Here is a 24,142-nt window from a genome sequence, read left to right on the forward strand (position 1 = left end):
CGAAGCGATAGCGTTCAGGGAACGCAGTGGAACAGTTCTACGGTATTCAGAGAATTCACAAAATCATTCAAGGAGATCGCAATGGCAAAAAAAGTAGCGTACGTCACGGGCGGCATGGGCGGCATTGGAACCGCCATCTGCCAGCGCCTGGCGAAAGACGGGTTCACGGTGATCGCGGGCTGCGGCCCCACGCGCGACTACACCAAGTGGCTTGACGAGCAAAAAGCGCTGGGCCACACTTTTTACGCCTCGGTCGGCAATGTCGGCGACTGGGATTCCACCGTCGCGGCCTTCGACAAGGTCAAGGCGGAGCACGGCCCGGTGGCCGTGCTGGTCAACAACGCCGGCATCACGCGCGACGGCCAGTTCCGCAAGATGAGCAAGGCCGATTGGGACGCGGTGATTTCCACCAACCTCAACAGCATGTTCAATGTGACCAAGCAGGTCATCGAGGGCATGATAGAAGCGGGCTTCGGCCGCATCGTCAACATCTCCTCGGTCAACGGCCAGAAGGGCCAGTTCGGCCAGGTGAACTACTCCACCGCCAAGGCCGGCCTGCATGGCTTCACCATGGCGCTGGCGCAGGAAGTCGCGGCCAAGGGCGTGACGGTCAACACGGTGAGCCCCGGCTACATCGGCACCGACATGGTCAAGGCGATACGCCCCGACGTGCTGGAAAAAATCGTGGCAGGCGTTCCGGCCAAGCGCCTGGGCCAGCCCGAAGAAATCGCTTCCATCATTGCGTGGATCGCTTCCGAAGAGGGCGGTTATGCCACTGGCGCTGACTTCTCGCTCAACGGCGGCCTGCACATGGGCTGAGTGCCGCTGGCGCCTCTAGCGCGTTTGCTGCGCTTGTTGAAAACCCGCCTCGGCGGGTTTTTTTATGGCCCGGCTACCGCCGCGCCTGAGGGCTACGCGAAAAACTCAGGGCAGGGCTTCGAAAGAAACATAGCGTCCCTTGACCTCGAGCGCGGTGTCGGGTTTTTCCGGCGTTTCCGCCGCTTGCTGGAAACCCAGCGACAGGAAGATGCCGTGCTCCGGCAGCCACACGTGCTCCGACCGGCGTTCGGCGGACTGCTCGCTGGCATGGCTGCGGCAACTGATCTTCGGATAGGCGCCGCTGAAGCCGGCGCCTATGCCCGTGCCGTCCACCTGGCCCGAGCGCTCGCAATGCTGGCGGCGCTGGTAGCGCGTGGTTTGCAGCGTCAGGCTCTTGCCGTCTGTGTCGGATAAGCGGTCCATCAGCAGGTCCAGCTTCCATGCGGTGGAGTCGGGTGCCCCGCCTTCGGGTTTGCCGCTGAGGGATTCAGCGGAGTCGTTGTACCAGCCGACCCGCCCCAGCAGGTCATGCACCAGCGGCGCGACTTCGCGGCTGCGCGTATGCACCGAAAACAGGTTGCGAAAAAGGACGTAGCGCTCCTGGTAGATCACGCTGCGGCCTCCCAGGTCATACCAGTCGTCCTGGCGCATGACCAGGCCATTCCCCATGGGTTGCAGCGTCACGCGGATTTCCACTTCCACCAGTCCGGCCGGCGAGGAATAGCTGCGCCGGGTGGCGTACTTGAATGAGCGTGTGACGGGTTTGCCGAACGACGGGTCCAGCACGGCGGCCGTGGCGACCACCTGGGGCGAAATGTCCGAGAGTGCCAGCGGCTGGTAGGGATGCAGGTAGGCGGCTACAGCCAGCACTACCGCGATCAGCATCAACGGCGCCCACCAGTAGCCGATCAGCCGGTTTCGCGTGACGGAGGGCGTTGAAGTCGGCATGCGGCAATTGTAGGCAGCGCCATGCCGCCGGCCCCCTGGTTTACCCTCGATGGCGAGGGCTCGTTTGGCCCTCTCCATGGCAAACGTCCTGCAAGGGCGTGGGGGTTTTGGCGGATGCCCGGCCGCGCAACTGTAGTAAATTCATTGAACGTGTTCTACGGGGACAGCCCGCCTGCCGGGCTGCGTCGCAGGCCTTCCTTGGAGCCTGAAAGGGTTCTTCACCTTTACCAGAAGGAATCCCTCTCGCATGCCCCATAGCGTCTCCCTGATCAGCACCATCGCCGCCGGCCTGGGCCTCGCCCTCATTTTTGGTTTTCTCGCCGTGCGGCTTCGTTTGCCCGCGCTGGTGGGTTACCTGCTGGCGGGCGTGATCATCGGGCCCTTCACGCCCGGCTTTGTGGCTGATGCGGAGATCGCCAGCCAGCTCGCCGAAATCGGCGTGATGCTGCTGATGTTCGGCGTGGGCCTGCATTTCTCGCTCGACGACCTGCTGGCGGTGCGCAAGATCGCGGTGCCCGGCGCCGTCGTGCAGATGACGGTGGCGACCGCGCTGGGCATGGGCCTGGCGCACTGGTGGGGCTGGAACCTCGGCGGTGCGCTGGTGTTCGGCCTGTCGCTCTCGGTGGCCAGCACCGTGGTGCTGCTGCGTGCGCTCGAGAGCCGCGGCATCCTCGATTCGGTCAACGGGCGTATCGCCGTGGGCTGGCTGGTCGTCGAAGACCTGGCCATGGTGCTGGTGCTGGTGCTGCTGCCGCCGCTGGGCGGCTGGCTGTCGGGCAAAGTCGATGCCGACGTCAACGCGCTGTGGAAAACGCTGGGCATCACGCTGCTGCAGGTGGGCGGTTTTGTGGCCCTGATGCTGGTGGTGGGGCGCCGCTTCTTCCCCTGGGTGCTGTGGCAGGTGCAGCGCACCGGTTCGCGCGAGCTGTTCACGCTGTGCGTGGTGGCCGCCGCCGTGAGCATCGCCTTCGGCGCAACGGCGCTGTTCGGCGTGTCTTTCGCGCTGGGCGCCTTCTTCGCCGGCATGGTGATGCGGGAATCCGAGTTCAGCCACCGGGCCGCCGAAGAGTCGCTGCCCCTGCGCGACGCTTTCGCCGTGCTTTTCTTCGTGTCGGTGGGCATGCTGTTCGACCCCTGGGTGCTGCTCGAGCGGCCGCTGCAGGTGCTGGCCGTGGTCGGCATCATCATCGTGGGCAAGACGCTGGCGGCCGGCGTGCTGGTACTGGCCTTCCGCTACCCGCTCAACACCGCGCTCACGGTCTCGGCCAGCCTGGCGCAGATCGGCGAGTTCTCCTTCATCCTGGTCGGCCTGGGTGCTTCGCTGGGCCTGCTGCCGCCCGAGGGGCAAAGCCTGGTACTGGCCGGCGCCCTGATCTCGATCGCGCTCAACCAGCTGGTGTTCAAGGCGGTGGAGCCGCTGCAGCAATGGATACTGGCCAAGTCGCCGCTGGCACGCAAGCTCGAAGCGCGCGACGACCCGACCGCCGAGTTGCCGGCCACCACCGACGAAAAATATCTGTCGCACCACGTGGTGCTGGTCGGCTACGGGCGGGTGGGGCGTCGCATCGCCGAGGCGCTCAAGGAAAATCACATCGCTTTTGTGGTGGCCGAGCAGAACCGCGAAGCGGTGGAGCGGCTACGGGCGCAGGGCATAGCCGCCGTGTCGGGCGACGCGGTGGAGGCCGAGGTGCTGGTGCAGGCGCACATCGCGCAGGCGCGCATGCTGGTGATCGCCACACCCGACACGCTGGACGTGCGGCAGATGGTGGCGACGGCGCGGGCGCTCAACCCCGCCATTGAAATCGTGGTGCGCACCCACAACGAGGCCGAAGCGCGGCTGCTAGCCAGCGAGAAGGCCGGCAAGGTTTTCCTCGGCGAGCACGAGCTCGCGCAGTCCATGACCCGCCATGTGCTGGAGCGCTCCGGCGCGGCCGCCTCAGCCACAACACCAGGCGCAAGCCACTAGTGCTGCCTCAGGCCGTGGCCAGCGCCGTGTCCATGAAAGGCGTGATGTTCTTCATCGCGCGCGCGACGTAGTCTTCTTTTTCTCCCACGGGCGCGACGTAGTGCATCGCGCTGCGTGCCTCTTCAAGGCCCACCAGGCGGGCAATCACCCAGGCGGCCAGGTACTGCGACGCCAGGCAGCCGCCCGCCGTGGCAACATTGCCCCTGGCCACAAAAGGCTGGTTCAACACCTCGACACCGGCTTCCTCGACCCAGGGTTTGGTCGTCAGGTCGGTGCACGCCGGCACGCCATTGATCAAGCCCAGTTTTGCCAGCACCAGCGTTCCCGAGCACTGCGCGCCCAGCAACTGGCGTGAAGGATCCAGCCGCAATTGCGCCATCAAGGCCGCATCGGCGACCACTTCGCGCGTGCGCATGCCGCTGCCGACGATGACCGCGTCGGCCGTGCCGGCCTCGGCAAGCGAGGCTTGCGCTTCAAGCACTACGCCGTTCATGGACCGGACGCGCGCTGCCGGGCTGGCGATGGAGACTCGCCAGCCAGGCAGCTTGACCCGGTTGAGGATGCCGAGCGCGATCAACGAGTCGAGTTCGTTGAAGCCTTCGAAGGTGAGGATGGCGATGTGCATGGTGGCGTTTCTTTGTGATGGGTTTGGGCGCACGCTCTTAATTTTTGGCCCTGGCGCGCAGCACGGCCGAGCGCACCAGCGCCAGCCTGTCGTTGCCGAAATACATGTCCTCGCCGACAAAAAAGGTGGGTGAGCCGAAGGCGCCTCGGCGTATGGCTTCGTCGGTGTTGGCTTTGAGCTGCTCCTTGATGCCGGATGTGGCGATGCCCGCCGCGAACGCTTCAGCGTCAATGCCCACTTGCCGGCAAATGGCGGCCAGCACCTCGTCCTGCGAGATGTCTTCCTCGCGCGTGAAATAGGCCGCGAAAGTGGCCTCAATGAAGGCCAGGTAGTGCGGCCTGGCCGCCGTATCCTGCGCGATCCACAGGCAGCCGCGCATGGCTTTGACGCTGTTGACCGGGAATACCTTGGGCGGGAAGGCGATCTCCAGGCCCGCTTCGCGCGCGTTGTCTTGCACGTCCTTGAGCGTGTAGCGGTTTTTGGGGGTGTCCATGTCTTCGCGCGCTGCGTAAATGCCCTTGTTGACGCTGTTGAAGATCCCGCCCACCAGCACAGGCTTCCAGGCTATGGTTTCCTGAAGCTCGGCCGCCAACGGCTGGATATTGCGAAAGGCGATGTAAGTCCAGGGGCTGGAGCAGTCGAAGAAAAATTCAATCATGGTCTGTCTCTTTGTGGGGGAAATCAGGAAGCGCTTGTGAGCGCCTTCGCGCACGCTTTGCGCGGTCTGCCCGAACAGGGCTTTGCGCGCCTCTTCGGTCAGCGCCGGCGCGCGCAGCTCCTTGCCCAGGTCCAGTCCGCGCCTGACGGCGGGCCTTTCAAACAAGGCGTCGTACCAGCGCTGCACGTGGGGAAACTTTTGCAGATCCACCTGCTGGGCCTTGTGCGTGCACACCCAGGGGAAAATGGCCATGTCGGCAATGGAGTAATCGGCGCCGGCCACATGTGTGCCCGTGCGCGCCAGCTGGGCATCGAGCACGCCGTAAAGCCGGTCCACTTCCTTGCCGTAGCGCTCCATGGCGTAGGGGATTTTCTCGGGCGCGTACAAAAGAAAGTGGCCGTTCTGCCCCGCCATGGGGCCCAGCCCGCCCATCTGCCACATCAGCCATTGCAGGGCCTGGTAGCGCTCGCGCAATCCCGTGGGCAGGAAGCGGCCGGTTTTTTCGGCCAGGTAGAGCAGGATGGCTCCGCTTTCAAACACCGGCACGGGGGCGCCGCCGCCGGCGGGCGCATGGTCGACGATGGCCGGCATGCGGTTGTTGGGGCTGATGGCCAAAAACTCCGGCGTGAACTGCTCACCCTTGCCGATGTTGACGGGCACCAGGCGGTAGGGCAGGCCGCATTCTTCGAGCATGATGGAAATTTTCCATCCGTTGGGCGTGGGCCAGTAGTGCAGGTCGATCATGGGGTTCTCGAGGTTCTTGAATGTTGTGAGGTCAGATCAAGGATGCCAGTTGCGGGTGCTCGGCAGCGATGCGCCGGGCTTCGCTGCCCCCCGGCTCCATCATCCGGAAATCCGAAAAATCAAATCCCGGTCCGACCATACAGGCCACGAGCGTGTGGCCCGCTGTGTCTCCGGCGTTGGGCCTGGCGGCTTGCCACAGGCCAGCCGCGACGACGTGCTGGGGAATGGTGGCGGCGCTCACAGGGCCCAGCATCGCGCCGTGCAGGCGGCTGTCCGCCGCGTCCCAGGTCCAGAGTTCCAGCGGCGAGCCTTCCAGGTGAACCCACACCTCGTCGGACAGCACGCGGTGCCAGCGCGAGTGCTGCGCGGCTTCGAGCAGGAAATAAATCGAGGTCAGGGCGCTGCGCGCGGGCCTGCCGTCCTGCGGCATGACCTGGCCTTCGGAGCGGAACACCTCGCGATACCAGCCGCCTTCAGGGTGGGGCTGGAGTTGCAGCTGTTCAATCAGTTGCTGCGCGCGCGGTGTGGGTGTGGAGGCGGGATGGCTGGGCTGGGGCATGAGGCGCAGTGTGCCTCAAAGCCGGGCCGGATTTCTCAGACAGCGGCGATTGCCCCTTGGCCTCTGCAGGACAGGCGCTACTGCAGGGCGCTATTCGAGGTCTTCGATGGCCAGGCTGTGGTACTTCTGCGCGTAGGAAAAGGGCACCTTGCGCACCACGGTCATGATGCGCTCCGTGGTCTCCTTGTTCGGCACGGGAATCATCAGCGCATGGTGGCCCTCGCGGGCCAGGTCCACGTATTTATGGACCGTGGCGCCTTCGGTGCCGACACGCGGCAGGCGCACGTCCGAATGGCCGTCGGCGGGGCTGATGCTCTCGATGACTTCTTCCGGCGTCAGCAGCATGACGCCGTCGCTGCTCACTTCCAGTTCCTGGGCCACCTGTTTGGCATCCTCGGCGTCCGGGAACATGATGAAGGCGTAGCCGGTGGGGTAAAACGTGCCGCCCATACTGAGCATTTTTTTGGTCATTTCAAAGTGCTTCATGGCGAGTCCTTTCATGCATTGCGTTGCATCAACGAATCATTAAGGCGCGGAAACTCAGGGGTTTCCGGTCAGCGCTTACATCCTCTTCCTGTAAGACGCGGTCGTCAAGTCTGTGCCGTTGAGGGCGTACGGGGTTTCCCCCTTCAAGCAGGGGCCGCGGGACTGGCTTTGCCAGATGGCAGGCGCAGCGCCCCCCTAGGGGCAGAGAGCTACACGCAGCGGGCGAACGTGGGGGCTCTTCTTTTCAAGCAAGGGCCGCGGAACCGGCTTTGCCGGGCCGCAGGCGCAGCGCCCCCGAGGGGCTGGAGCCCGCGGCTCCAAGCCTGCCTGCGCAGGCTTGGACGGGCGACAGGGGCGAAGCGTCTCGCGAGCCGCGGCCTGCAAGGCCTCGAGAGTTACACGAAGTGAACGAACGTGGGGGCTAAAGATCCTCTAGCTTGATCGTCGGCTCCGCCATCACGCGCACCGTGCTTTGCAGCCCGCGCAGGATCTGATTGGCAAAAAAGCTGCTCTGGGTGTCGGGCTCCAGCGCCGCCACCACCAGGTTGGCCATGGGCTGGTTGAGCGGCACGTAGTAGCTGCCGCGCGGCACGTCGACCACGCCGCGCGTCAGGCTGACCTGCACCTTGATGATGGCGTTGCCGTCGGCGATTGCGCCGCGCACGTCCTGGCGCTCGCCCGAGGTGCTGGCAATTTCACGGTAGCTGTCGCCCAGCATGGAGCCCTGTTCGGCAACGCGCAGGACCTGCACGCCGTGCAGCCGCAGCCGGTCGACCGCCACGGTGGAGGCTGCCGACAGCCAGTAACCGCAGGGGCGGGCCCGCGCTTTCAGGGTGCGCAGCGCCAGCGCCGAATCCCAGTCCACGTTGACGGCCTTGTCGGCGCCGGTGACAGGGTCCAGCATCAGCAGTTCGTACTGGGCGGCGGTGGGGCCGGCTTCGATGACGGCCTGCTCCTTGCAGGCCTGGGCGCTGACTTCCTTGTCGAGGTAGGGGCGCAGCTGGTGCAGTTCATTGGCGCGCTGGGCGGTGCTGGCCAGCACGCTGGTGATCGCGGTGACCTGGGTATGCACCCGCCGCTGGATGTGCAGGCGGCCTATGCCGACGCCGCGCGTTTCGATCAGCAGGCTGACGGCATTTTTCAGGCCGTTCACGTTGCGGCCGGTGTCGGGCTGCGTGCCGCCCATGGAGATTTTTTTGTCGGCCAGGTCGCTGGACGTGGTGTAGTACCACTCGCTGCTGAGGTTCTGGCTCTTGAGCGCGGCCAGCATCGGGCGGCGGTACCACTCTTCGGCGGCCTTGGTCAGGAACTCGGGCAGGTTGGCCGTGGTGGCGTACTGGAACAGCGCGTCGAACTTCTGCACCGTGCCGAATTTCTGCAGGAAGCGGCCCACTACCGTGTATTCATGGGCGTCGACCACCACGGTCGGGTTGTAGTCGCGGGCCAGCCGGGCCAGGGCCTGGGCCTCGGGCGTGTTGAGCAGCAGGTGGTCGCGGTTCATGTCCAGCCCGCCGCTGGTGGCGCGCTGGTCGCCGGCGGCGCCGTCGGGATTGCCGCGCGGGACGATGACCACGTTGATGCGCTCCAGCACCGGCTGCAGCAGGCCCTGGGCGAGTTCACGGGCGATCACCAGCAGCGCCTCGCTGCCGGCGGGCTCGTCGCCGTGCTGCTGGCCGACCAGCAGCACCGTGGGTTTGCCCGCGGCCTGCATGACGGCGGGGTCCGTGCCGCCGGCACGGGTCAAGACCAGCGCTTCCAGTGTCTCGCCGCGTTGCGAGCGGCCTATGGGCAACACGCTGGCCCGGATGCCCGGCGTGCGCGTGGCGGCCGCCGCCTGTTCACGCAGCCAGGCCTGGATTTCGGCCTGAGTGGTGAAGGCGCTGCGGCCGGCTTGCAGGCCGGGGGTGCTGTAGCTCACCGACGGCGCCGGGAAGCGGGCGGCCACCGCTGCGCTGTAGGGGGCGGGCGTATCGGCCTGGGGGGCGGACGACAAAGGCTGTGCGGCCGGCGCGACGGGCGTCACCTGTACGGCTGCGGGCGGAGTCGCTGCGGAAGGGCGCTGGGCGGCCGGCGCGGGGGCCGCTACGGCGGCAGGCTGGCCGGGCGGTGTCCAGGGCGGCAGCGGAACCGAGCTGCAGGCAGCCAGCAGGGCCAGCGGCATCAGCAGCGCAAGCGGGCGCAGGCCGTGATTACGCGAGGCGGAAAACTGTGTCTTGGGTGATTGCGGCAGGGTGGTCGTCATGGATTTCTGCGCCTCAAGCGTGGCCGGGGGCTATGGATGGACCGCTCATGTTACCCGCCTTGCGCGGCCCGTGGCGCACCGGTTTGCGCCGCCGCCACAGTGCCGTGGCCTGCTTCGTGTTTTCCTACATGACGCCTCCGGGGCGTCCCACACCAAGCCCATTGCGCACCGCCTAAATTGGCTCAGCGGTCGGCTTCTGGCGGCCGCCTTCATTTGTAAAGCCGATAAACCAACGACCAACCCCCAAGAGGAAGCCCATGAGCAAAGCACCTGCGAAAAAACACGATGCCGTCGACCTGCTCGACGCCGACCACATCGCCGTCAAAAAACTTTTCACGGCCTATAAAAAGCTGTGTGACGGCAATGCGCCCGCCGAAGACAAGCGCGAGGTCGCCGACCAGATCTGCCAGGAACTGACGGTGCACGCGCAGATTGAAGAGGAAATCTTCTATCCCCAGGTCCGAGCGGCCATCAACGACGACCCGCTGCTTGACGAGGCCGAAGTGGAGCACTCCACGGCCAAGGATCTGATCGCGCAGATTTCGGGCATGGACCCGGAAGACGACCTGTATGACGCCCGGGTCACGGTGCTGGGCGAATACATAGACCACCACGTCAAGGAAGAGCGCGAGGAAATTTTCCTCAAGGCCCGCAAGTCCGAGCTGGACCTGGTAGCCCTGGCCGAGGAGCTCAGCCAGCGGAAAATGGAGCTGATGGACGAGCTCAAGACCGCCCATGCCTAGCCTTTGGCGGCTGGCGTCCCGGCGGCAAGAAGGTTCTTAAACCCCGCACTGCCGCCGGCAACGCCCTTTCTGGGAAAATGGGGCATGCCCGTCCCGTTTTCCCCTGCCAGCCTCTCCGGTGTTCCCGTTTCGGCGTCCAGCCATCCCTGGCGCCTGAGCGTGGCGCCCATGATGGACTGGACCGACAGGCATTGCCGGCATTTTCACCGGCTGCTGTCGCGCCATGCCTTGCTGTACACCGAGATGGTGACCACGGGCGCCTTGATCCACGGCGACGTGGAGCGCCATTTGCGCTTCAATGCCGAAGAGCATCCTGTGGCGCTGCAACTGGGTGGCAGCGAACCCGCGGACCTTGCGCGCTGCGCCCAACTGGGCGAGCAATGGGGCTATGACGAAATCAACCTCAACTGCGGTTGCCCCAGCGAACGTGTGCAGCGCGGGGCTTTCGGAGCCTGCCTGATGGCCGAGCCGCAACTGGTGGCCGATTGCGTCAAGGCCATGGTCGACGTGGTCGATGTCCCGGTCACGGTCAAGCACCGCATCGGCATCGACAAGGCTGAAAGTTACGAGTTCGTGCGCGACTTCGTCGGCACGGTCAGCGAGGCCGGCTGCGAGGTCTTTATCGTGCATGCCCGCAACGCCTGGCTCAAGGGCCTCTCGCCCAAGGAAAACCGCGAGGTGCCGCCGCTGCGCTATGAGCTCGTGCATCGCCTCAAGCAGGAATTTCCGAACATGGTGATCTGCATCAACGGCGGCATCAACACGCAGGAAGAGGTGGCCGGGCATTTAGCCGCGCTTGACGGCGTGATGATTGGCCGCGAGGCCTACCACAACCCCTGGTGGCTGGCCTCCTGGGACAGCGCCTTCTTCGGCGCCGCCGAATCCCCGCTGACCCGTGAAGCCGTGGAAGCACAGATGTGCGACTACATGGTGCGCGAGGCCGCCGAGCACGGCACGCCGAAGAGCGCTATCGCGCGCCACATGCTGGGCTTGCGCAACGGCCTGCCCGGCGCGCGGCGCTGGCGCCAGGTCTGGAGCGACCACCGCCTGCGCGACATGCCGCCGCATGCCGTGATGGCGCTGGCGCATGAAATGCCGTCCTCATCGCCGTCGGCGCTTGCCGACGCCACCGCCATGGCCGATGCCTGATTCCGCGCAAAAACAGGCACGCCAGGCGCTGGCCCTGCTCTGGCTGGTGCCGGCGCTCTGGACGGTCAACTACATCGTGGCGCGCAAGGCGCCGGGCGTGATCGGTCCCTACCTGCTGGCCTTCGGGCGCTGGGGCCTGGCGGCGCTGTTTTTGCTGGTGCTCACCCGGTCGGAGCTGTGGCGCCAGCGCGGCCACATCACCAAGGTGTGGTGGCAGTACCTGGTGCTGGGCACCCTGGGCATGGTGATCTGCGGCGCCTGGGTCTACCAGGGCGCGCGCTCCACTGGTGCGATGAACATCGCGCTTATTTATGCGGCGTCGCCGGTGCTGATAGGACTGGGCGCGGTGATCTGGCTCGGTGAGCGCCTGGGCTTGCGCCAGGGCCTGGGCGTGGTGCTGGCCATTGCCGGCGTGGTGCACGTCGTGGTCAAAGGCCAGTGGACAGCGCTGGCCGGTGTGCAGTTCTCGGCGGGAGACCTGTGGATCGTGGCCGCCACGGTGTCATGGGCGGCTTATGCCTTGCTGCAAAAGCAGTGGCCCAGCCCGCTCGGCGCCACGGCCCGCCTGGCGGCCATCTGCATAGGCGGCACGCTGGTGCTGGTCCCCTTGACGGCCTGGGAGATGTCGCGAGCAGACGCGTTGCCCTTGAGCGGCTACGGCCTGCTGCTGATTGTGGTGGCCGCGATCGTGCCGGGGCTGGGCGCCTACTGGATTTACGGCTGGGCGCAGAAAATCCTCGGCGCCAGCCGTGTAGCGGTGTCGCTTTACCTGGGCCCTCTGTATGCGGCGCTGGCCGCCTGGGGTGTGCTGGGCGAACCGTTGGGCTGGCACCACGCGGTGGGTGCCGCATTGATCTTGCCCGGGGTATTTTTTGTAACGGGTGTCGGCAAGGGGCTGACTAAAAAACATTCAAGGCCGATACTGACAAAAGGCGCTTGAAATTGCTGACACACGTTGGCGGTTTCAGCTTGCGGCCTCGCTGCCCGTTCATGAAATGCGCGTGCATGAGCCTTGCTTTTTTCATGCGACCTGGCTTGAGGCGCTGATGCCGGTGGGCGAATTTCCTCTTCAGTAAATCAGCCTGTAGCTGCTTGATTTCCTGAGCGCACAGCTATTGAAAACATAGCAACGCCATCGAGGCGATAGGCTTGATGCGCACCGAAGCCTGCATGAGCACATGCACATACACATCTTCCGGTTTCTTTAAAAAAATTGACTGTACGTATTCGCGCATTTGGAAAATAATGGAGTTGATTGTTCATTGGAACTTTCCATTGATGCTGCGGTCTATCACTCACTCGATGTGAGACAACAGTTCGATGCATAGCGCGGAATCCGGGGCGGATTTTCATCACGGGCCAGGGTTCCTTCGGTTCCCGCGCGTATAGGAGGATTTATGGATGTCGTCCGTAATTTTCTGACGCGTTATGAACAGACGCGAGAAGAGGAACTGTCCATCGAGGACTACCTCGATGCCTGCAAGCGCAGTCCTCTCGTCTACGCCACCGCGGCCGAGCGCATGCTCGCCGCGATCGGCGAACCCGAACTGCTGGACACCCGGCATGACCAGCGTCTGTCGCGCCTGTTCGGCAACAAGATCATCAAGATCTACCCGGCATTTCGCGACTTCTACGGCCTTGAGGACCCCATCGAGCAGGTGGTTTCCTACTTTCGCCATGCCGCGCAGGGCCTGGAAGAGAAAAAGCAGATTCTTTATTTGCTGGGCCCCGTTGGCGGAGGCAAGTCGTCGATCGCCGAGCGGCTCAAACAGCTGATGGAGCAAGTGCCTTTTTATGCCTTGAAGGGTTCGCCCGTCAACGAGTCGCCGCTCAGCCTGTTCAACAATGCCGAGGACGCTCCCTTGCTCGAAACCCAGTACGGCATTGCGCCGCGCTACCTGCAGCGGGTGATGTCGCCATGGGCCGTCAAGCGCCTTGAGGAATACGGCGGCGACATCCGACGTTTTCGCGTGGTCAAGCGTTTCCCTTCCATCCTGAAGCAGTGCGCGATTTCCAAGACCGAGCCCGGCGACGAAAACAACCAGGACATTTCTTCGCTGGTCGGCAAGATCGACATCCGCAAGCTGGAAACCTATGCCCAGGACGATCCGGACGCCTACAGTTATTCAGGCGGATTGTGCCTGGCCAACCAGGGCCTGCTGGAATTTGTCGAGATGTTCAAGGCGCCGATCAAGGTGCTGCACCCCTTGCTGACCGCCACCCAGGAGGGCAACTTCAAGGGCACCGAAGGCTTTGGCGCGATTCCCTTCGACGGCATCGTGATGGCGCACTCCAACGAAAGCGAGTGGAAGGCGTTCAAGAACAACAGGAACAACGAGGCTTTCCTGGACCGGATCTACATCGTCAAGATTCCATATTGCCTACGCGTTTCGGAAGAAGTGAAGATTTATGAAAAGCTGATCCACAACTCGTCGCTGCATAACGCCATCTGCTCGCCCGGCACCTTGAAGATGATGGCGCAGTTCGCCGTGCTGACGCGCCTCAAGGAACCCGAGAGTTCCAGCATCTTCAGCAAGCTGCAGGTGTATGACGGCGAAAACCTCAAGGACACCGACCCGAAAGCCAAGAGCTACCAGGAATACCGCGACTACGCGGGTGTCGATGAGGGGATGAACGGAATCTCGACGCGCTTCGCCTTCAAGATTTTGTCCAAGGTGTTCAACTTCGATTCCACCGAAATCGCGGCCAACCCGGTGCACCTGATGTATGTGCTGGAGCAGCAGATCGAGCGCGAACAGTTCCCGCCCGAAACCGAGCAGAAGTACCTGGCCTACATCAAGGAAATCCTGGCCATGCGTTACGCCGAGTTCATCGGCAAGGAAATCCAGACCGCCTACCTGGAGTCGTATTCGGAGTACGGGCAGAATATTTTCGACCGCTACGTGACCTACGCCGACTTCTGGATCCAGGACCAGGAATACCGCGACACCGATACCGGGGAAATCTTTGACCGCTCGTCGCTCAATGCCGAACTCGAAAAAATCGAGAAACCTGCCGGCATCAGCAACCCGAAAGACTTCCGCAACGAGATCGTCAATTTTGTGCTGCGCGCGCGGGCCAACAACGCGGGCAAGAACCCGGTCTGGACCAGCTACGAAAAGCTGCGCACCGTGATCGAGAAAAAAATGTTCTCGAACACCGAAGACCTGTTGCCGGTGATTTCCTTCAATGCCAAGGCCAGCGCGGACGAGCAGCAAAAACACGAGGATTTCGTCAACCGCATGGTCGCCAAGGGGTATACCACGCGGCAGGTCCGCTTGTTGTGCGACTGGTACCTGCGTGTACGCAAGAGTTCCTGAGGCCCGCGGCGCGCCGTGGCGGGCGCGTCATGTGTATGTGACCGGAGATCACCGTGCTCCAGCAAGTCATTGACAGGCGCTTGTCGGGAAAGAACAAGTCCATCGGCAACCGCGAGCGGTTTCTGCGCCGCTTCCGCGAGCAGATACGCGATACCGTGCGCCGTGCCGTCGCGGGCCGCAGCATCCACGACATCGAGCAGGGAGAAGACGTCACCGTGCCGCGGCGCGACGTCTACCAGCCCGTGTTTGGGCACACCGGCGGCACGCGTGAGACCGTGCACCCCGGCAACCGCGAATACGTGCGCGGCGACCGCATCGCGCGGCCCAAGGGCGGCGGCGGTGGCGGCTCGGGCGGCGAGGCCAGCCCCGACGGCGAGGGTGAGGACGACTTTGTCTTTCGCATCACGCGCGAAGAGTTCATGCAGTATTTTTTTGATGACCTTGCGCTGCCCGACCTCATACGCACCCAGCTTCTGCCCGATGCCCCTGAGTGGAAATCCCGCCGCGCCGGTTTCATCTCGGACGGAACGCCGACCAATCTGCATGTGGTGCGTTCGCTGCGCGTCGCGCTCAGCCGGCGCATCGCCATAGGCGGGGAGACGCGGCGGCAGGTGCACGAGCTGGAGGCGCAACTGGCGCTGGCCCTGCGCGATGCGCCGGATCTGCCCGACGAAATTCTTTCCCTGAGGACGCAGATCGACACGCTTCGCCGGCGCCTCAAGACCATCCCCTTTTTTGATCCTTTCGACCTGCGTTACCGCAACCGGGTCAGGGTGCCGCAGCCCACCTCCAAGGCGGTCATGTTTTGCCTGATGGACGTCTCGGGCTCCATGGATGAAACGCGCAAGGACATCGCCAAGCGTTTTTTTATCCTGCTGTACCTGTTCCTCCGGAAACATTACGAAAAGACCGACGTCATCTTCATTCGCCATCACACCCAGGCGACCGAGGTGTCCGAAGAAGAATTTTTCCAGTCCACCGAAACCGGCGGCACCGTGGTGTCCAGCGCGCTGGCCTTGATGCACCAGATCATCCAGGAGCGCTACCCGCCCGGCGACTGGAACATCTATGGCGCCCAGGCTTCGGACGGCGATAACTGGCACCAGGATTCGGCGCGCTGCCGTGAACTGCTGGTCAACAAGCTGCTGCCCGTGTCGCGCTACTTCGCCTATGTCCAGGTGGGCGAGGAAGACCAGAACCTCTGGGAAGAGTACACCCAGGTGCAGGAGGCCAACCGGAACTTTGCGATGCGCAAGGTGGGCGGCGCGGACGAGATATTCCCGGTGTTCAGGGAGTTGTTCAAAAAAGGCGTCAAGCCATGACAAAGAGCACGAAGAAGCCCGCCGAAGTGGCGGCACCAGGCTTGCCCGGCACCGGGCGCCGGCATGCCTGCCTGCCCAGCCCGTCCGACTGGTCCTTCGAGTTGATCGAGCTCTACCACGGCGAGATCGCGCGAAAGGCAAAGGCCTTCGGCCTGGACACCTACCCGGTGCAACTCGAGGTCATCACCGCAGAACAGATGATTGACGCCTATGCCTCGGTGGGCATGCCGGTGAACTACCGGCACTGGTCCTTCGGCAAGCAGTTCATCTCGACGGAAAAAAATTACCGGCGCGGCCAGATGGGGCTGGCTTACGAGGTCGTGATCAATTCCAACCCCTGCATCGCCTATCTGATGGAAGAAAACACCATGCCCATGCAGGCGCTGGTGATGGCGCATGCCTGCTACGGCCACAACTCCTTCTTCAAAGGCAACTACCTGTTCCAGATGTGGACCGACGCCGCGGCCATCGTCGACTACCTGGTGTATGCGCGGGCCTATATTGCCGAGTGTGAGGAGCGCCACGGCTGGGAGGCGGTCGAGCAGCTGCTGGACTCCTGCCACGCCCTGATGAGCCACGGCGTGGACCGTTACCAGCGTTCGCAGAAGCTGTCCCTGGCGGAGGAAGAGGCCCGCCGCAAGGACCGCGAGGCCTATCTGCAGCAGCAGCTCAATGACCTGTGGCGCACGGTGCCCAAACCGGCCGACAAGCCGGCTGAAAAAACGAATCGCCGTTTTCCGCCGGAGCCGCAGGAAAACATTCTGTATTTCATCGAGAAAAACGCGCCCTTGCTGGAGCCCTGGCAACGCGAGGTGATCCGCATCGTGCGCAAGATCGGCCAGTATTTTTACCCGCAGCGCCAGACCCAGATCATGAATGAAGGCTGGGCTACCTTCTGGCATTACACGCTGCTCAATTCGCTGTATGACGAGGGCTTGCTGACCGACGGTTTCATGATCGAATGCCTGCGATCCCACACCAACGTCATTTACCAGCCGCCGGTAACGCATCCGGGCTACAACGGCGTCAACCCCTATGCGCTGGGGTTTGCCATGTTCAGCGACCTCAAGCGCATCTGCGAGTCCCCCACCGAGGAAGACCGGCAGTGGTTGCCGGACGTGGCCGGTTCAAACTGGCTGGAGACGCTGGACTACGCGATGCGGCATTTCCGCGATGAAAGTTTCATCGGGCAATACCTTTCGCCGCGCCTGATACGCGAATTCCGCCTCTTTTCAGTGGTGGATGACGCGAGCAGGTCCGAGCTTGAAGTTGCGGCCATCCATGACGAGGCCGGCTACCGGCACGTGCGCGAGGCGCTGTCGCGCCAGCATGACCTGAACTACCGCGAGCCGAACATACAGGTCTGGGACGTGGACGTGCGTGGGAACCGTTCGCTGACCTTGCGCCACAGCCGCCACAACGACCGGACGCTGACGGACGACGTCCAGGAGGTGATCAAGCACATCGCGAGCCTGTGGGGTTTTCGCGTCCAGCTTGAGAGTGTGGACAAGCACGGCAAGGTGGTTCAGCACTGGGAGGCGCTGCCGCAGGCCTGATGCTGTTCAAGCCGTGAGCAGTTCTCAGCCCGCGGCTTCCAGCCCGTTCCTGAAATGTTCGCGCATGCGCTGCGCGGTGCCGTCGGCGTCGCGCGCGGCCAGCGCCTGCATGATGGCGCGGTGCTCGGCCAGGGATTCTTCAATGCGGCCGCTTTTGAGCAGCGAGTTGTGGCGGTTGAGCTTCATCACCTTGCGCAGGTCGGCCACCATCTGGTCGCGCCAGCGGTTGTTGGCGATTTCCAGCAGGCGCATGTGAAAGGCCTCGTTGATCTCGAAAAAGCGCTCGCGGTTGCCGACGGCTTTTTCGAGTTCCTCATGCAGGCCCTGCAGTTCCTTGAGCTGGGACGGGGTCGCCTGGGTGGCCACCACGCCGGCCGCGTCGCTTTCCAGCAGGGAGAGCAGGTGGTAGACGTCGGTCAGGTCGCGTTCGGAGACTTCCGTCACGTAAGCGCCGCGCCGTACCTTCATGGTGACCAGGCCCTCGGTGGCGAGCACCTTGAGGGCCTCGCGCAGCGGCGTGCGGCTGATGCCGTATTCCTCGGCCAGCTTGAGTTCGTCTATCCAGCTGCCCGGCGCCAGTTCGCGGTTGAAAATGCGCTGGCGCAAAAGCTCGGCGACTTCTTCATAAAGCGCTCGGGGAGTCAGGGACACGGCGGCCATGGACATAGGGGTGTTTTTAATAAGTAAGGCGAGCTTGGTGCACGCTGCTTCCTGTCAGCGCTGCAGGCATCTTACTCCAAACTGAATTTTGCATCAATAATTATAAATGATGTAAACTTGGAGCGATCACGAATCCCATCTCCAGGGTCCTGGTGTGCATCGCCAGCCTCTGCAGATCCTGTTACGGTAAACATCCCATGTCCAAGCGTCCTCCCGAACCTGAATTTCCCGCCGCCGGCCTTGAGGCCTGGGCCAAAGCGGCCGCCAAGTCGGCTCCCGGCGGCAATCTGGAAGCGCTGAACTGGCAGACGCCGGACGGCATCAGCGTCAAGCCGCTGTACACCGCCGAAGACACTAAAGATCTTCCCCATACCAACACGCTGCCGGGTTTCGAGCCTTTTATCCGCGGCCCGCAGGCCACCATGTATGCGGTGCGCCCCTGGACGATCCGCCAGTACGCGGGCTTTTCCACGGCCGAGGAATCCAATGCCTTCTACCGCAAGGCGCTGGCCGCCGGCGGGCAGGGCGTGTCGGTGGCGTTTGACTTGGCCACGCACCGCGGCTACGACAGTGACCACCCGCGCGTGACCGGCGACGTGGGCAAGGCCGGTGTGGCCATCGATTCGGTGGAGGACATGAAGATCCTGTTCGACCAGATCCCGCTGGACAAGGTCAGCGTCTCCATGACCATGAACGGCGCGGTGCTGCCGGTGCTGGCGGGCTATGTGGTCGCGGCCGAAGAGCAGGGCGTGAGCCAGGACAAATTGAGCGGAACCATCCAGAACGACATCCTCAAGGAGTTCATGGTCCGCAACACCTATATCTTCCCGCCCCAGCCCAGCATACGCATCATCGGCGACATCATTGAATACACGGCGCAGAACATGCCGAAGTTCAACTCGATCTCGATTTCGGGTTACCACATGCAGGAAGCCGGCGCCAACCAGGCGCTGGAATTGGCCTTCACTTTGGCCGACGGGAAAGAGTATGTGAAAACCGCACTGGGCAAGGGCCTGGACGTGGATGAATTCGCCGGGCGCCTGAGCTTCTTCTGGGCCATCGGCATGAACTTCTACCTCGAAGTCGCCAAGATGCGCGCCGCCCGCCTGCTGTGGTGCCGCATCATGAAGGGCTTTAATGCCAAGAGTCCCAAGAGCCTGATGTTGCGCACCCACTGCCAGACCTCCGGCTGGAGCCTGACCGAGCAGGACCCGTACAACAACGTGGTACGCACCACCATAGAAGCCATGGCCGCGGTTTTTGGCGGTACGCAAAGCCTGCACACCAACTCGTTTGACGAAGCGATTGCGCTGCCCACCGAGTTCAGCGCCCGTATCGCCCGCAATACCCAGCTCATCATCCAGGAAGAAACCCACATTCCCCACGTGATAGACCCCTGGGCCGGCAGCTACATGATGGAAAAGCTCACCCAGGACATGGCTGACGCCGCCTGGGCCATCATCGAGGAGGTCGAGGCCATGGGCGGCATGACCAAGGCCGTCGACAGCGGCTGGGCCAAGCTCAAGATCGAAGCCGCCGCAGCGGAGAAGCAGGCGCGCATCGACAGCGGCAAAGACGTCATCGTCGGCGTCAACAAATACAAACTCAAGACCGAAGACGCCATCGAGTCGCGCGACATCGACAACGTGGCCGTGCGCGACGGGCAGATCACTCGCCTGAACGCCATCAAGGCCAAACGCGACAGTGCGGCGGTGCAGGCGGCGCTGGACGCCTTGACGGCGGCCGCCGAAAATAACAGTGGCAACCTGCTGGACCTCAGTATCAAGGCCGTGCGCCTGCGCGCCACGGTGGGCGAGGTCAGCGATGCCCTCGAAAAAGTTTACGGGCGCCACCGCGCCGATACACAAAAGGTGACCGGTGTGTACGCTGCCGCTTATGACTCCGCCGAAGGCTGGGAAACACTCAAGTCCGAGATCAACGCCTTCGCCGAAGAGCAGGGCCGCCGCCCGCGCGTGATGATCTCCAAGCTGGGCCAGGACGGCCACGACCGCGGCGCCAAGGTGGTGGCCACGGCCTTCGCCGACCTGGGATTCGACGTGGACATGGGTCCGCTGTTCCAGACGCCTGAAGAGTGCGCGCGCCAGGCGATTGAAAACGACGTGCACGCCGTGGGCGTCTCCACGCTGGCCGCCGGCCACAAGACGCTGGTGCCGGCCATCATCGCCGAGCTCAAGAAGCAGGGCGCCGACGACATCATCGTGTTTGTGGGCGGCGTGATTCCGCGGCAGGACTACGAGATGCTGTATGAGGCCGGCGTGAAAGGCATCTACGGCCCGGGCACGCCGATCCCGGCCAGCGCCAAGGACGTGCTGGAACAGATTCGCGCCGCTGTTGCGAAGTGAGCCCGCGGTGACGGATATCAGTTTGCGCCTGTCCCTGCAGCCGGTGCTTGCCGGCGACTTCGAGGACATGCTGGCCTTGCGCATAGACGCGATGCGGCCCAGCCTGGAGCGCGTCGGCCGCTTTGACCTCGCGCGCTCGCGCGAGCGCTTGTCAGCGGGATTTTTGCCGCAGTACATGCAACACATCCTGCTGGACGGCGAGCGCGTGGGTTTTTTCACGCTCAAGCCCGAAGGCCAGGCGGCCCTGCGGCTTGACCATCTTTACCTGCGCAGCAAGGCCAGCGGCCAAGGCATAGGCGCCTGGGTGCTCGGCCAGGTGCTGGCCCAGGCGCGCGAGCGCGGTCTGGCCGTGAAGCTGACTGCGCTGAAAGAAAGCGATGCCAACCGCTTCTACCTGCGCCATGGCTTTGTGCTGCAGGGCGAAGAGGGCGTCGACCTGCACTATGAATGGCCCGCGGTGGAGCGCGTGGCGTGATGGCCGCGCCTGATTTCCTCCAGGCCATCATGGGCCCGGACGCGATGGCCCAGCGCCGCGCCATCGCCAAGGCCATCACGCTGCTGGAGTCCACCCGTGCCGACCACCGCGCCCAGGGCGACGAACTGCTGACGGCCTTGCTGCCCCATACCGGCAAGGCCATGCGGCTGGGCATCAGCGGTGTGCCCGGGGTCGGAAAATCCACCTTTATCGAAGTGCTGGGTTTGCACCTGATCGCACAGGGTCACCGTGTCGCGGTGCTCACCGTCGATCCTTCCTCTTCCGTCTCGGGCGGTTCCATCCTGGGCGACAAGACCCGCATGGAAAAGCTCTCGGTGCACGAGCGCGCCTACATCCGGCCCAGCCCCTCCAGCGGCAACCTGGGCGGCGTGGCCGAAAAGACGCGCGAGGCCATGCTGGTCTGCGAAGCCGCCGGCTATGACGTGGTGATCGTCGAGACCGTGGGTGTGGGCCAGAGCGAAACCGCCGTTGCCAACATGACCGACATGTTTGTGCTGATGCAACTGCCCAATGCCGGCGACGACCTGCAGGCGATCAAGAAGGGCGTGATGGAACTGGCCGACCTGGTCATCATCAACAAGGCCGACATCGACGCCGACGCGGCCATGCGGGCTGAAGCGCAGATCACCTCGGCGATGCGCCTGTTCGGCCTGGTCAACAATGCCATGGACAGCACGCAGGCGGCCAACTTTGACAAGAACTGGCACCCGCGGGTGATCCAGCTCAGCGCGCTTCATAACAAAGGCGTGGACGTGTTCTGGAAAGCCGTGACAGAGTTCAAGGCCTTGCAGCTTGCCAACGGCCGTCTCGCCACCCGGCGCCAGCAGCAGTCGCTCTCCTGGATGTGGGAGCGCATAGATGCCGGCCTCAAGCAGGCCTTTCGCCAGGACCCGCAGGTGCACGAGCGCCTGCCCGGCCTGCTGGCCGAGGTGGCGCGCGGCGAAGTCGCGCCCTCGACAGCCGCCCGTAGTTTGCTGGCGCTTGCCGCCAAGGGATGGGACCGATGAAGAAGATAGTCATCCTCTGCGTTCTGCTTCTGCAGGCCTGCCTGGCCTGGGCGGGTGGCATGGTGGCCGGCGAGCCGCAGAGCTTTGTCTTCACTGACAAGGGCTATTTCGCGGACAAGCCCGTCACCGTGCACTACTACAAGGCGCGCAGCGCCGGCCCCGATGCCAGGGTGATGATGGTGATCCATGGCGCGGAGCGCCAGGGTTCGCGCATGCGCGACAACTGGATGCCTTTTGCCGAGAAAAACAAGCTCATCGTGCTGGCCCCGGAGTTCGACGAGGCGCGATTTTCTTCCCGGCTGTTCAATATGGGCGGCATCGAGACGCGCGACCGCAGCAAATGGTCCTTCCAGATCATTGAGCATCTTTTCGATTTTGTCCGTGCCGACGAGGGGCTCACGGCGTCCGACTATCTGCTCTTCGGCCACTCAGCCGGCGGGCAGTTCGTGCATCGCTTCATGCTGCTGACGGAGGCGCCCCGCGTTTCCGTCGCCGTGGCCGCCAATGCCGGCAGCTACACCATGCCCCGTTATCCTGGCCTGACGGACGACAAGTTTCCCTACGCACTGGACGAGAGCATCGTCAGCCCCGACAAGCTCAAGCAGGTTTTTGCGCGCAAACTTGTCGTGCTGCTCGGCGAGGCCGACATCCAGACCGACGCGGCCAACCTGCCGAAGGCCAGGCAGGCCACGGCACAGGGCGCGAACCGGTTTGAGCGCGGCAGCAACTTCTTTGCGCAGGCCACCACGCAGGCGCAGAAGCTGGGCACATCGCTGGCCTGGGAGCGCGTCACGGTGCCGGGCGTAGGGCACGACTCGCGCCGCATGAGCCAGGCCGCCGCGCGCCTTTTGTTTGATTCAACCAAGTAAGTTTTCACTGTCGACATTGCGGAACACACCATGCAAGAAATACTCGAACAACTCGAAAAGAAACGCGCCGCGGCCCGCCTGGGCGGCGGTCAGAAGCGCATAGACGCGCAGCACGGCAAAGGCAAGCTGACGGCGCGCGAGCGGCTGGAGCTCCTGCTGGACGAAGGCACGTTCGAAGAGTGGGACATGTTCGTCGAGCACCGCTGCACCGACTTTGGCATGCAGGACAACAAGATCCCCGGCGACGGTGTGGTCACCGGCTACGGCATGATCAACGGCCGCCTGGTGTTTGTCTTCAGCCAGGATTTCACGGTGTTCGGCGGCGCCTTGAGCGAAGCCCATGCCGAGAAGATCTGCAAGGTGATGGACCAGGCCATGAAGGTGGGCGCGCCCGTCATCGGGCTCAACGACTCGGGTGGCGCCCGCATCCAGGAAGGCGTGGCCTCGCTGGGCGGTTATGCCGACGTGTTCCAGCGCAACGTGATGGCTTCCGGTGTGGTGCCGCAGATCAGCATGGTTATGGGCCCCTGCGCCGGCGGCGCGGTGTACTCGCCGGCCATGACCGACTTCATCTTCATGGTCAAGGACAGCTCCTATATGTTTGTTACGGGGCCCGAGGTCGTCAAGACCGTGACGCACGAGGAAGTCACGGCCGAGGAACTCGGCGGTGCCACCACCCATACCACGCGCAGTGGTGTGGCCGACCTGGCATTCGAAAACGACGTCGAGGCGCTGCTGATGCTGCGCCGTCTGTACAACTACCTGCCGTTGAACAACCGCGAGAAAGCGCCGATTCGCCCCAGCGCGGACCCGGCCGGCCGCATGGACCTGAGCCTGGACACTCTGGTGCCCGAGAACCCGAACAAGCCGTACGACATGAAGGAGCTCATCGTCAAGACGGTGGACGACGGTGATTTTTTCGAGATCCAGCCCGAGTACGCGAAGAACATCATCATCGGTTTTGCCCGCATGGAAGGGCAGACAGTGGGCATCGTCGCCAACCAGCCCCTGGTGCTGGCCGGCTGCCTGGACATCAAGAGTTCCATCAAGGCCGCGCGTTTTGTGCGCTTTTGCGACGCCTTCAACATCCCGGTGATCACCTTTGTCGACGTTCCCGGCTTCATGCCAGGCACCAGCCAGGAATACGGCGGCATCATCAAGCACGGCGCCAAGCTGCTGTACGCCTACGCCGAGTGCACCGTGCCCAAGATCACGGTGATCACGCGCAAGGCCTACGGCGGCGCCTACGACGTGATGGCGTCCAAGCATCTGCGCGGCGATGTCAACTTCGCCTGGCCCAACGCGGAGATCGCGGTGATGGGCGCCAAGGGCGCGGTGGAAATCATCTTCCGTGAAGACAAGGGCGACCCGGCCAAGCTGGCCGCCAAAGAGGCCGAATACAAGGCCCGCTTCGCCAACCCCTTTGTGGCCGGCGCGCGCGGCTTTATCGACGACGTGATCCTGCCGCACGAAACCCGCAAGCGCATCTGCCGCTCGCTGGTCATGCTGCGCGACAAGAAGATCGAGAACCCGTGGCGCAAGCACGGGAACATCCCGCTGTAAGCCATGTCCGGAATTTTCGCCTTGGACATTTCTGGCCCGACACCCGG

21 protein-coding genes and 1 pseudogene are annotated in these 24,142 nt (G+C 63.6%); 13 read left to right on the plus strand and 9 right to left on the minus strand.

What is annotated here, in order from left to right:
- Positions 1 to 81: 81 nt before the first annotated feature.
- Positions 82 to 819, plus strand: a complete 738-nt coding sequence (gene phbB, locus AC1D1F_RS01190; RefSeq protein ID WP_477682092.1) for an acetoacetyl-CoA reductase — start codon at positions 82 to 84, stop codon at positions 817 to 819.
- 105 nt (positions 820 to 924) lie between these two features.
- Here phbB and AC1D1F_RS01195 read toward each other — a convergent pair whose 3' ends face one another.
- Positions 925 to 1,767, minus strand: a complete 843-nt coding sequence (locus AC1D1F_RS01195; protein ID WP_477678344.1) for a hypothetical protein — start codon at positions 1,765 to 1,767, stop codon at positions 925 to 927.
- 247 nt (positions 1,768 to 2,014) lie between these two features.
- Here AC1D1F_RS01195 and AC1D1F_RS01200 point away from each other — a divergent pair, with 247 nt between their 5' ends.
- Positions 2,015 to 3,733 carry a cation:proton antiporter domain-containing protein gene (locus AC1D1F_RS01200; RefSeq protein WP_477697075.1) on the plus strand — a complete coding sequence of 573 codons (1,719 nt, stop codon included), beginning with the start codon at positions 2,015 to 2,017 and terminating at the stop codon, positions 3,731 to 3,733.
- 7 nt (positions 3,734 to 3,740) lie between these two features.
- On the opposite strand, the gene AC1D1F_RS01205 is transcribed toward AC1D1F_RS01200, so the two are convergent.
- From AC1D1F_RS01205 to AC1D1F_RS01230, 6 genes and pseudogenes are all read right to left on the minus strand, one after another.
- A complete protein-coding gene (locus AC1D1F_RS01205) occupies positions 3,741 to 4,358 on the minus strand; it encodes a DJ-1/PfpI family protein (protein WP_477678342.1) in 618 nt (205 codons plus the stop codon).
- A gap of 37 nt (positions 4,359 to 4,395) precedes the next feature.
- Complete coding sequence (locus AC1D1F_RS01210; protein ID WP_477700646.1) at positions 4,396 to 5,016, minus strand: DsbA family protein; 621 nt, start codon at positions 5,014 to 5,016, stop codon at positions 4,396 to 4,398.
- A 48-nt stretch (positions 5,017 to 5,064) separates the two neighbouring features.
- Positions 5,065 to 5,760: pseudogene (locus AC1D1F_RS01215) on the minus strand (glutathione binding-like protein); the annotation flags it as partial.
- A gap of 31 nt (positions 5,761 to 5,791) precedes the next feature.
- Positions 5,792 to 6,319, minus strand: coding sequence for a cupin domain-containing protein (locus AC1D1F_RS01220; RefSeq protein WP_477678341.1), 528 nt, complete (start codon positions 6,317 to 6,319; stop codon positions 5,792 to 5,794).
- Between the two features lie 90 nt (positions 6,320 to 6,409).
- On the minus strand, positions 6,410 to 6,805 hold the full coding sequence (locus AC1D1F_RS01225) for an RNA-binding protein (protein WP_477678340.1): 396 nt from the start codon (positions 6,803 to 6,805) through the stop codon (positions 6,410 to 6,412).
- A 421-nt stretch (positions 6,806 to 7,226) separates the two neighbouring features.
- Positions 7,227 to 9,047 carry a M14 family metallopeptidase gene (locus AC1D1F_RS01230; RefSeq protein ID WP_477697301.1) on the minus strand — a complete coding sequence of 607 codons (1,821 nt, stop codon included), beginning with the start codon at positions 9,045 to 9,047 and terminating at the stop codon, positions 7,227 to 7,229.
- 257 nt (positions 9,048 to 9,304) lie between these two features.
- Between AC1D1F_RS01230 and AC1D1F_RS01235 the strand changes: the two genes are divergently transcribed.
- From AC1D1F_RS01235 to AC1D1F_RS01245, 3 genes are all read left to right on the plus strand, one after another.
- Entirely contained in the window at positions 9,305 to 9,790 is a 486-nt protein-coding gene (locus AC1D1F_RS01235) for a hemerythrin domain-containing protein (protein WP_477678590.1), read from the plus strand.
- 84 nt (positions 9,791 to 9,874) lie between these two features.
- Positions 9,875 to 10,939: a tRNA dihydrouridine(20/20a) synthase DusA gene (gene dusA, locus AC1D1F_RS01240; protein ID WP_477678589.1), complete on the plus strand. Its 1,065-nt coding sequence runs from the start codon at positions 9,875 to 9,877 to the stop codon at positions 10,937 to 10,939.
- Entirely contained in the window at positions 10,932 to 11,879 is a 948-nt protein-coding gene (locus AC1D1F_RS01245) for a DMT family transporter (protein WP_477678588.1), read from the plus strand. The genes dusA and AC1D1F_RS01245 overlap by 8 nt, the downstream gene beginning before the upstream one ends.
- Before the next feature lie 137 nt (positions 11,880 to 12,016).
- Here the strand turns inward: AC1D1F_RS01245 and AC1D1F_RS01250 are convergent, their stop codons facing one another.
- Complete coding sequence (locus AC1D1F_RS01250; protein ID WP_477678587.1) at positions 12,017 to 12,202, minus strand: hypothetical protein; 186 nt, start codon at positions 12,200 to 12,202, stop codon at positions 12,017 to 12,019.
- Between the two features lie 134 nt (positions 12,203 to 12,336).
- Between AC1D1F_RS01250 and AC1D1F_RS01255 the strand changes: the two genes are divergently transcribed.
- From AC1D1F_RS01255 to AC1D1F_RS01265, 3 genes are read left to right on the plus strand one after another with little or no spacing between them, the layout of a single operon-like run.
- Complete coding sequence (locus tag AC1D1F_RS01255) at positions 12,337 to 14,259, plus strand: PrkA family serine protein kinase (protein WP_477700630.1); 1,923 nt, start codon at positions 12,337 to 12,339, stop codon at positions 14,257 to 14,259.
- Positions 14,260 to 14,306: 47 nt separating this feature from the next.
- Positions 14,307 to 15,581, plus strand: a complete 1,275-nt coding sequence (locus AC1D1F_RS01260) for a YeaH/YhbH family protein (RefSeq protein ID WP_477697305.1) — start codon at positions 14,307 to 14,309, stop codon at positions 15,579 to 15,581.
- A complete protein-coding gene (locus AC1D1F_RS01265) occupies positions 15,578 to 17,137 on the plus strand; it encodes a SpoVR family protein (RefSeq protein ID WP_477697303.1) in 1,560 nt (519 codons plus the stop codon). The genes AC1D1F_RS01260 and AC1D1F_RS01265 overlap by 4 nt, the downstream gene beginning before the upstream one ends.
- Positions 17,138 to 17,161: 24 nt before the next feature.
- Here AC1D1F_RS01265 and AC1D1F_RS01270 read toward each other — a convergent pair whose 3' ends face one another.
- A complete protein-coding gene (locus AC1D1F_RS01270) occupies positions 17,162 to 17,797 on the minus strand; it encodes a GntR family transcriptional regulator (RefSeq protein WP_477678953.1) in 636 nt (211 codons plus the stop codon).
- A gap of 197 nt (positions 17,798 to 17,994) precedes the next feature.
- Between AC1D1F_RS01270 and scpA the strand changes: the two genes are divergently transcribed.
- Genes scpA through AC1D1F_RS01295 form a run of 5 tightly spaced genes read left to right on the plus strand, consistent with a single transcriptional unit; the run spans position 17,995 to position 24,095 of the window.
- Positions 17,995 to 20,160, plus strand: coding sequence for a methylmalonyl-CoA mutase (scpA, locus tag AC1D1F_RS01275; RefSeq protein ID WP_477700631.1), 2,166 nt, complete (start codon positions 17,995 to 17,997; stop codon positions 20,158 to 20,160).
- 7 nt (positions 20,161 to 20,167) lie between these two features.
- Positions 20,168 to 20,635 (plus strand): GNAT family N-acetyltransferase, encoded by a 468-nt coding sequence (locus AC1D1F_RS01280; RefSeq protein ID WP_477696270.1) that lies wholly within the window; start codon positions 20,168 to 20,170, stop codon positions 20,633 to 20,635.
- On the plus strand, positions 20,635 to 21,663 hold the full coding sequence (gene meaB, locus AC1D1F_RS01285) for a methylmalonyl Co-A mutase-associated GTPase MeaB (RefSeq protein ID WP_477678081.1): 1,029 nt from the start codon (positions 20,635 to 20,637) through the stop codon (positions 21,661 to 21,663). The genes AC1D1F_RS01280 and meaB overlap by 1 nt, the downstream gene beginning before the upstream one ends.
- The gene (locus tag AC1D1F_RS01290; RefSeq protein ID WP_477696272.1) at positions 21,660 to 22,532 is read left to right on the plus strand and encodes an alpha/beta hydrolase family protein; all 873 of its coding nucleotides are present in this window, start codon (positions 21,660 to 21,662) and stop codon (positions 22,530 to 22,532) included. The genes meaB and AC1D1F_RS01290 overlap by 4 nt, the downstream gene beginning before the upstream one ends.
- A gap of 30 nt (positions 22,533 to 22,562) precedes the next feature.
- Complete coding sequence (locus AC1D1F_RS01295; protein WP_477654657.1) at positions 22,563 to 24,095, plus strand: acyl-CoA carboxylase subunit beta; 1,533 nt, start codon at positions 22,563 to 22,565, stop codon at positions 24,093 to 24,095.
- Positions 24,096 to 24,142: the final 47 nt, after the last annotated feature.

The sequence above is a fragment of the Polaromonas sp. P1_H6 genome, from assembly GCF_056405195.1.

Excerpts from the sequence above, each read along its gene's own strand:
- phbB (WP_477682092.1), top strand. The coding sequence starts at position 82 with ATGGCAAAAAAAGTAGCGTACGTCACGGGCGGCATGGGCGGCATTGGA.
- AC1D1F_RS01195 (WP_477678344.1), bottom strand. The coding sequence starts at position 1,767 with ATGCCGACTTCAACGCCCTCCGTCACGCGAAACCGGCTGATCGGCTAC.
- AC1D1F_RS01200 (WP_477697075.1), top strand. The coding sequence starts at position 2,015 with ATGCCCCATAGCGTCTCCCTGATCAGCACCATCGCCGCCGGCCTGGGC.
- AC1D1F_RS01205 (WP_477678342.1), bottom strand. The coding sequence starts at position 4,358 with ATGCACATCGCCATCCTCACCTTCGAAGGCTTCAACGAACTCGACTCG.
- AC1D1F_RS01210 (WP_477700646.1), bottom strand. The coding sequence starts at position 5,016 with ATGATTGAATTTTTCTTCGACTGCTCCAGCCCCTGGACTTACATCGCC.
- AC1D1F_RS01220 (WP_477678341.1), bottom strand. The coding sequence starts at position 6,319 with ATGCCCCAGCCCAGCCATCCCGCCTCCACACCCACACCGCGCGCGCAG.
- AC1D1F_RS01225 (WP_477678340.1), bottom strand. The coding sequence starts at position 6,805 with ATGAAGCACTTTGAAATGACCAAAAAAATGCTCAGTATGGGCGGCACG.
- AC1D1F_RS01230 (WP_477697301.1), bottom strand. The coding sequence starts at position 9,047 with ATGACGACCACCCTGCCGCAATCACCCAAGACACAGTTTTCCGCCTCG.
- AC1D1F_RS01235 (WP_477678590.1), top strand. The coding sequence starts at position 9,305 with ATGAGCAAAGCACCTGCGAAAAAACACGATGCCGTCGACCTGCTCGAC.
- dusA (WP_477678589.1), top strand. The coding sequence starts at position 9,875 with ATGCCCGTCCCGTTTTCCCCTGCCAGCCTCTCCGGTGTTCCCGTTTCG.
- AC1D1F_RS01245 (WP_477678588.1), top strand. The coding sequence starts at position 10,932 with ATGCCTGATTCCGCGCAAAAACAGGCACGCCAGGCGCTGGCCCTGCTC.
- AC1D1F_RS01250 (WP_477678587.1), bottom strand. The coding sequence starts at position 12,202 with ATGAACAATCAACTCCATTATTTTCCAAATGCGCGAATACGTACAGTC.
- AC1D1F_RS01255 (WP_477700630.1), top strand. The coding sequence starts at position 12,337 with ATGGATGTCGTCCGTAATTTTCTGACGCGTTATGAACAGACGCGAGAA.
- AC1D1F_RS01265 (WP_477697303.1), top strand. The coding sequence starts at position 15,578 with ATGACAAAGAGCACGAAGAAGCCCGCCGAAGTGGCGGCACCAGGCTTG.
- AC1D1F_RS01270 (WP_477678953.1), bottom strand. The coding sequence starts at position 17,797 with ATGGCCGCCGTGTCCCTGACTCCCCGAGCGCTTTATGAAGAAGTCGCC.
- scpA (WP_477700631.1), top strand. The coding sequence starts at position 17,995 with ATGTCCAAGCGTCCTCCCGAACCTGAATTTCCCGCCGCCGGCCTTGAG.
- meaB (WP_477678081.1), top strand. The coding sequence starts at position 20,635 with ATGGCCGCGCCTGATTTCCTCCAGGCCATCATGGGCCCGGACGCGATG.
- AC1D1F_RS01290 (WP_477696272.1), top strand. The coding sequence starts at position 21,660 with ATGAAGAAGATAGTCATCCTCTGCGTTCTGCTTCTGCAGGCCTGCCTG.
- AC1D1F_RS01295 (WP_477654657.1), top strand. The coding sequence starts at position 22,563 with ATGCAAGAAATACTCGAACAACTCGAAAAGAAACGCGCCGCGGCCCGC.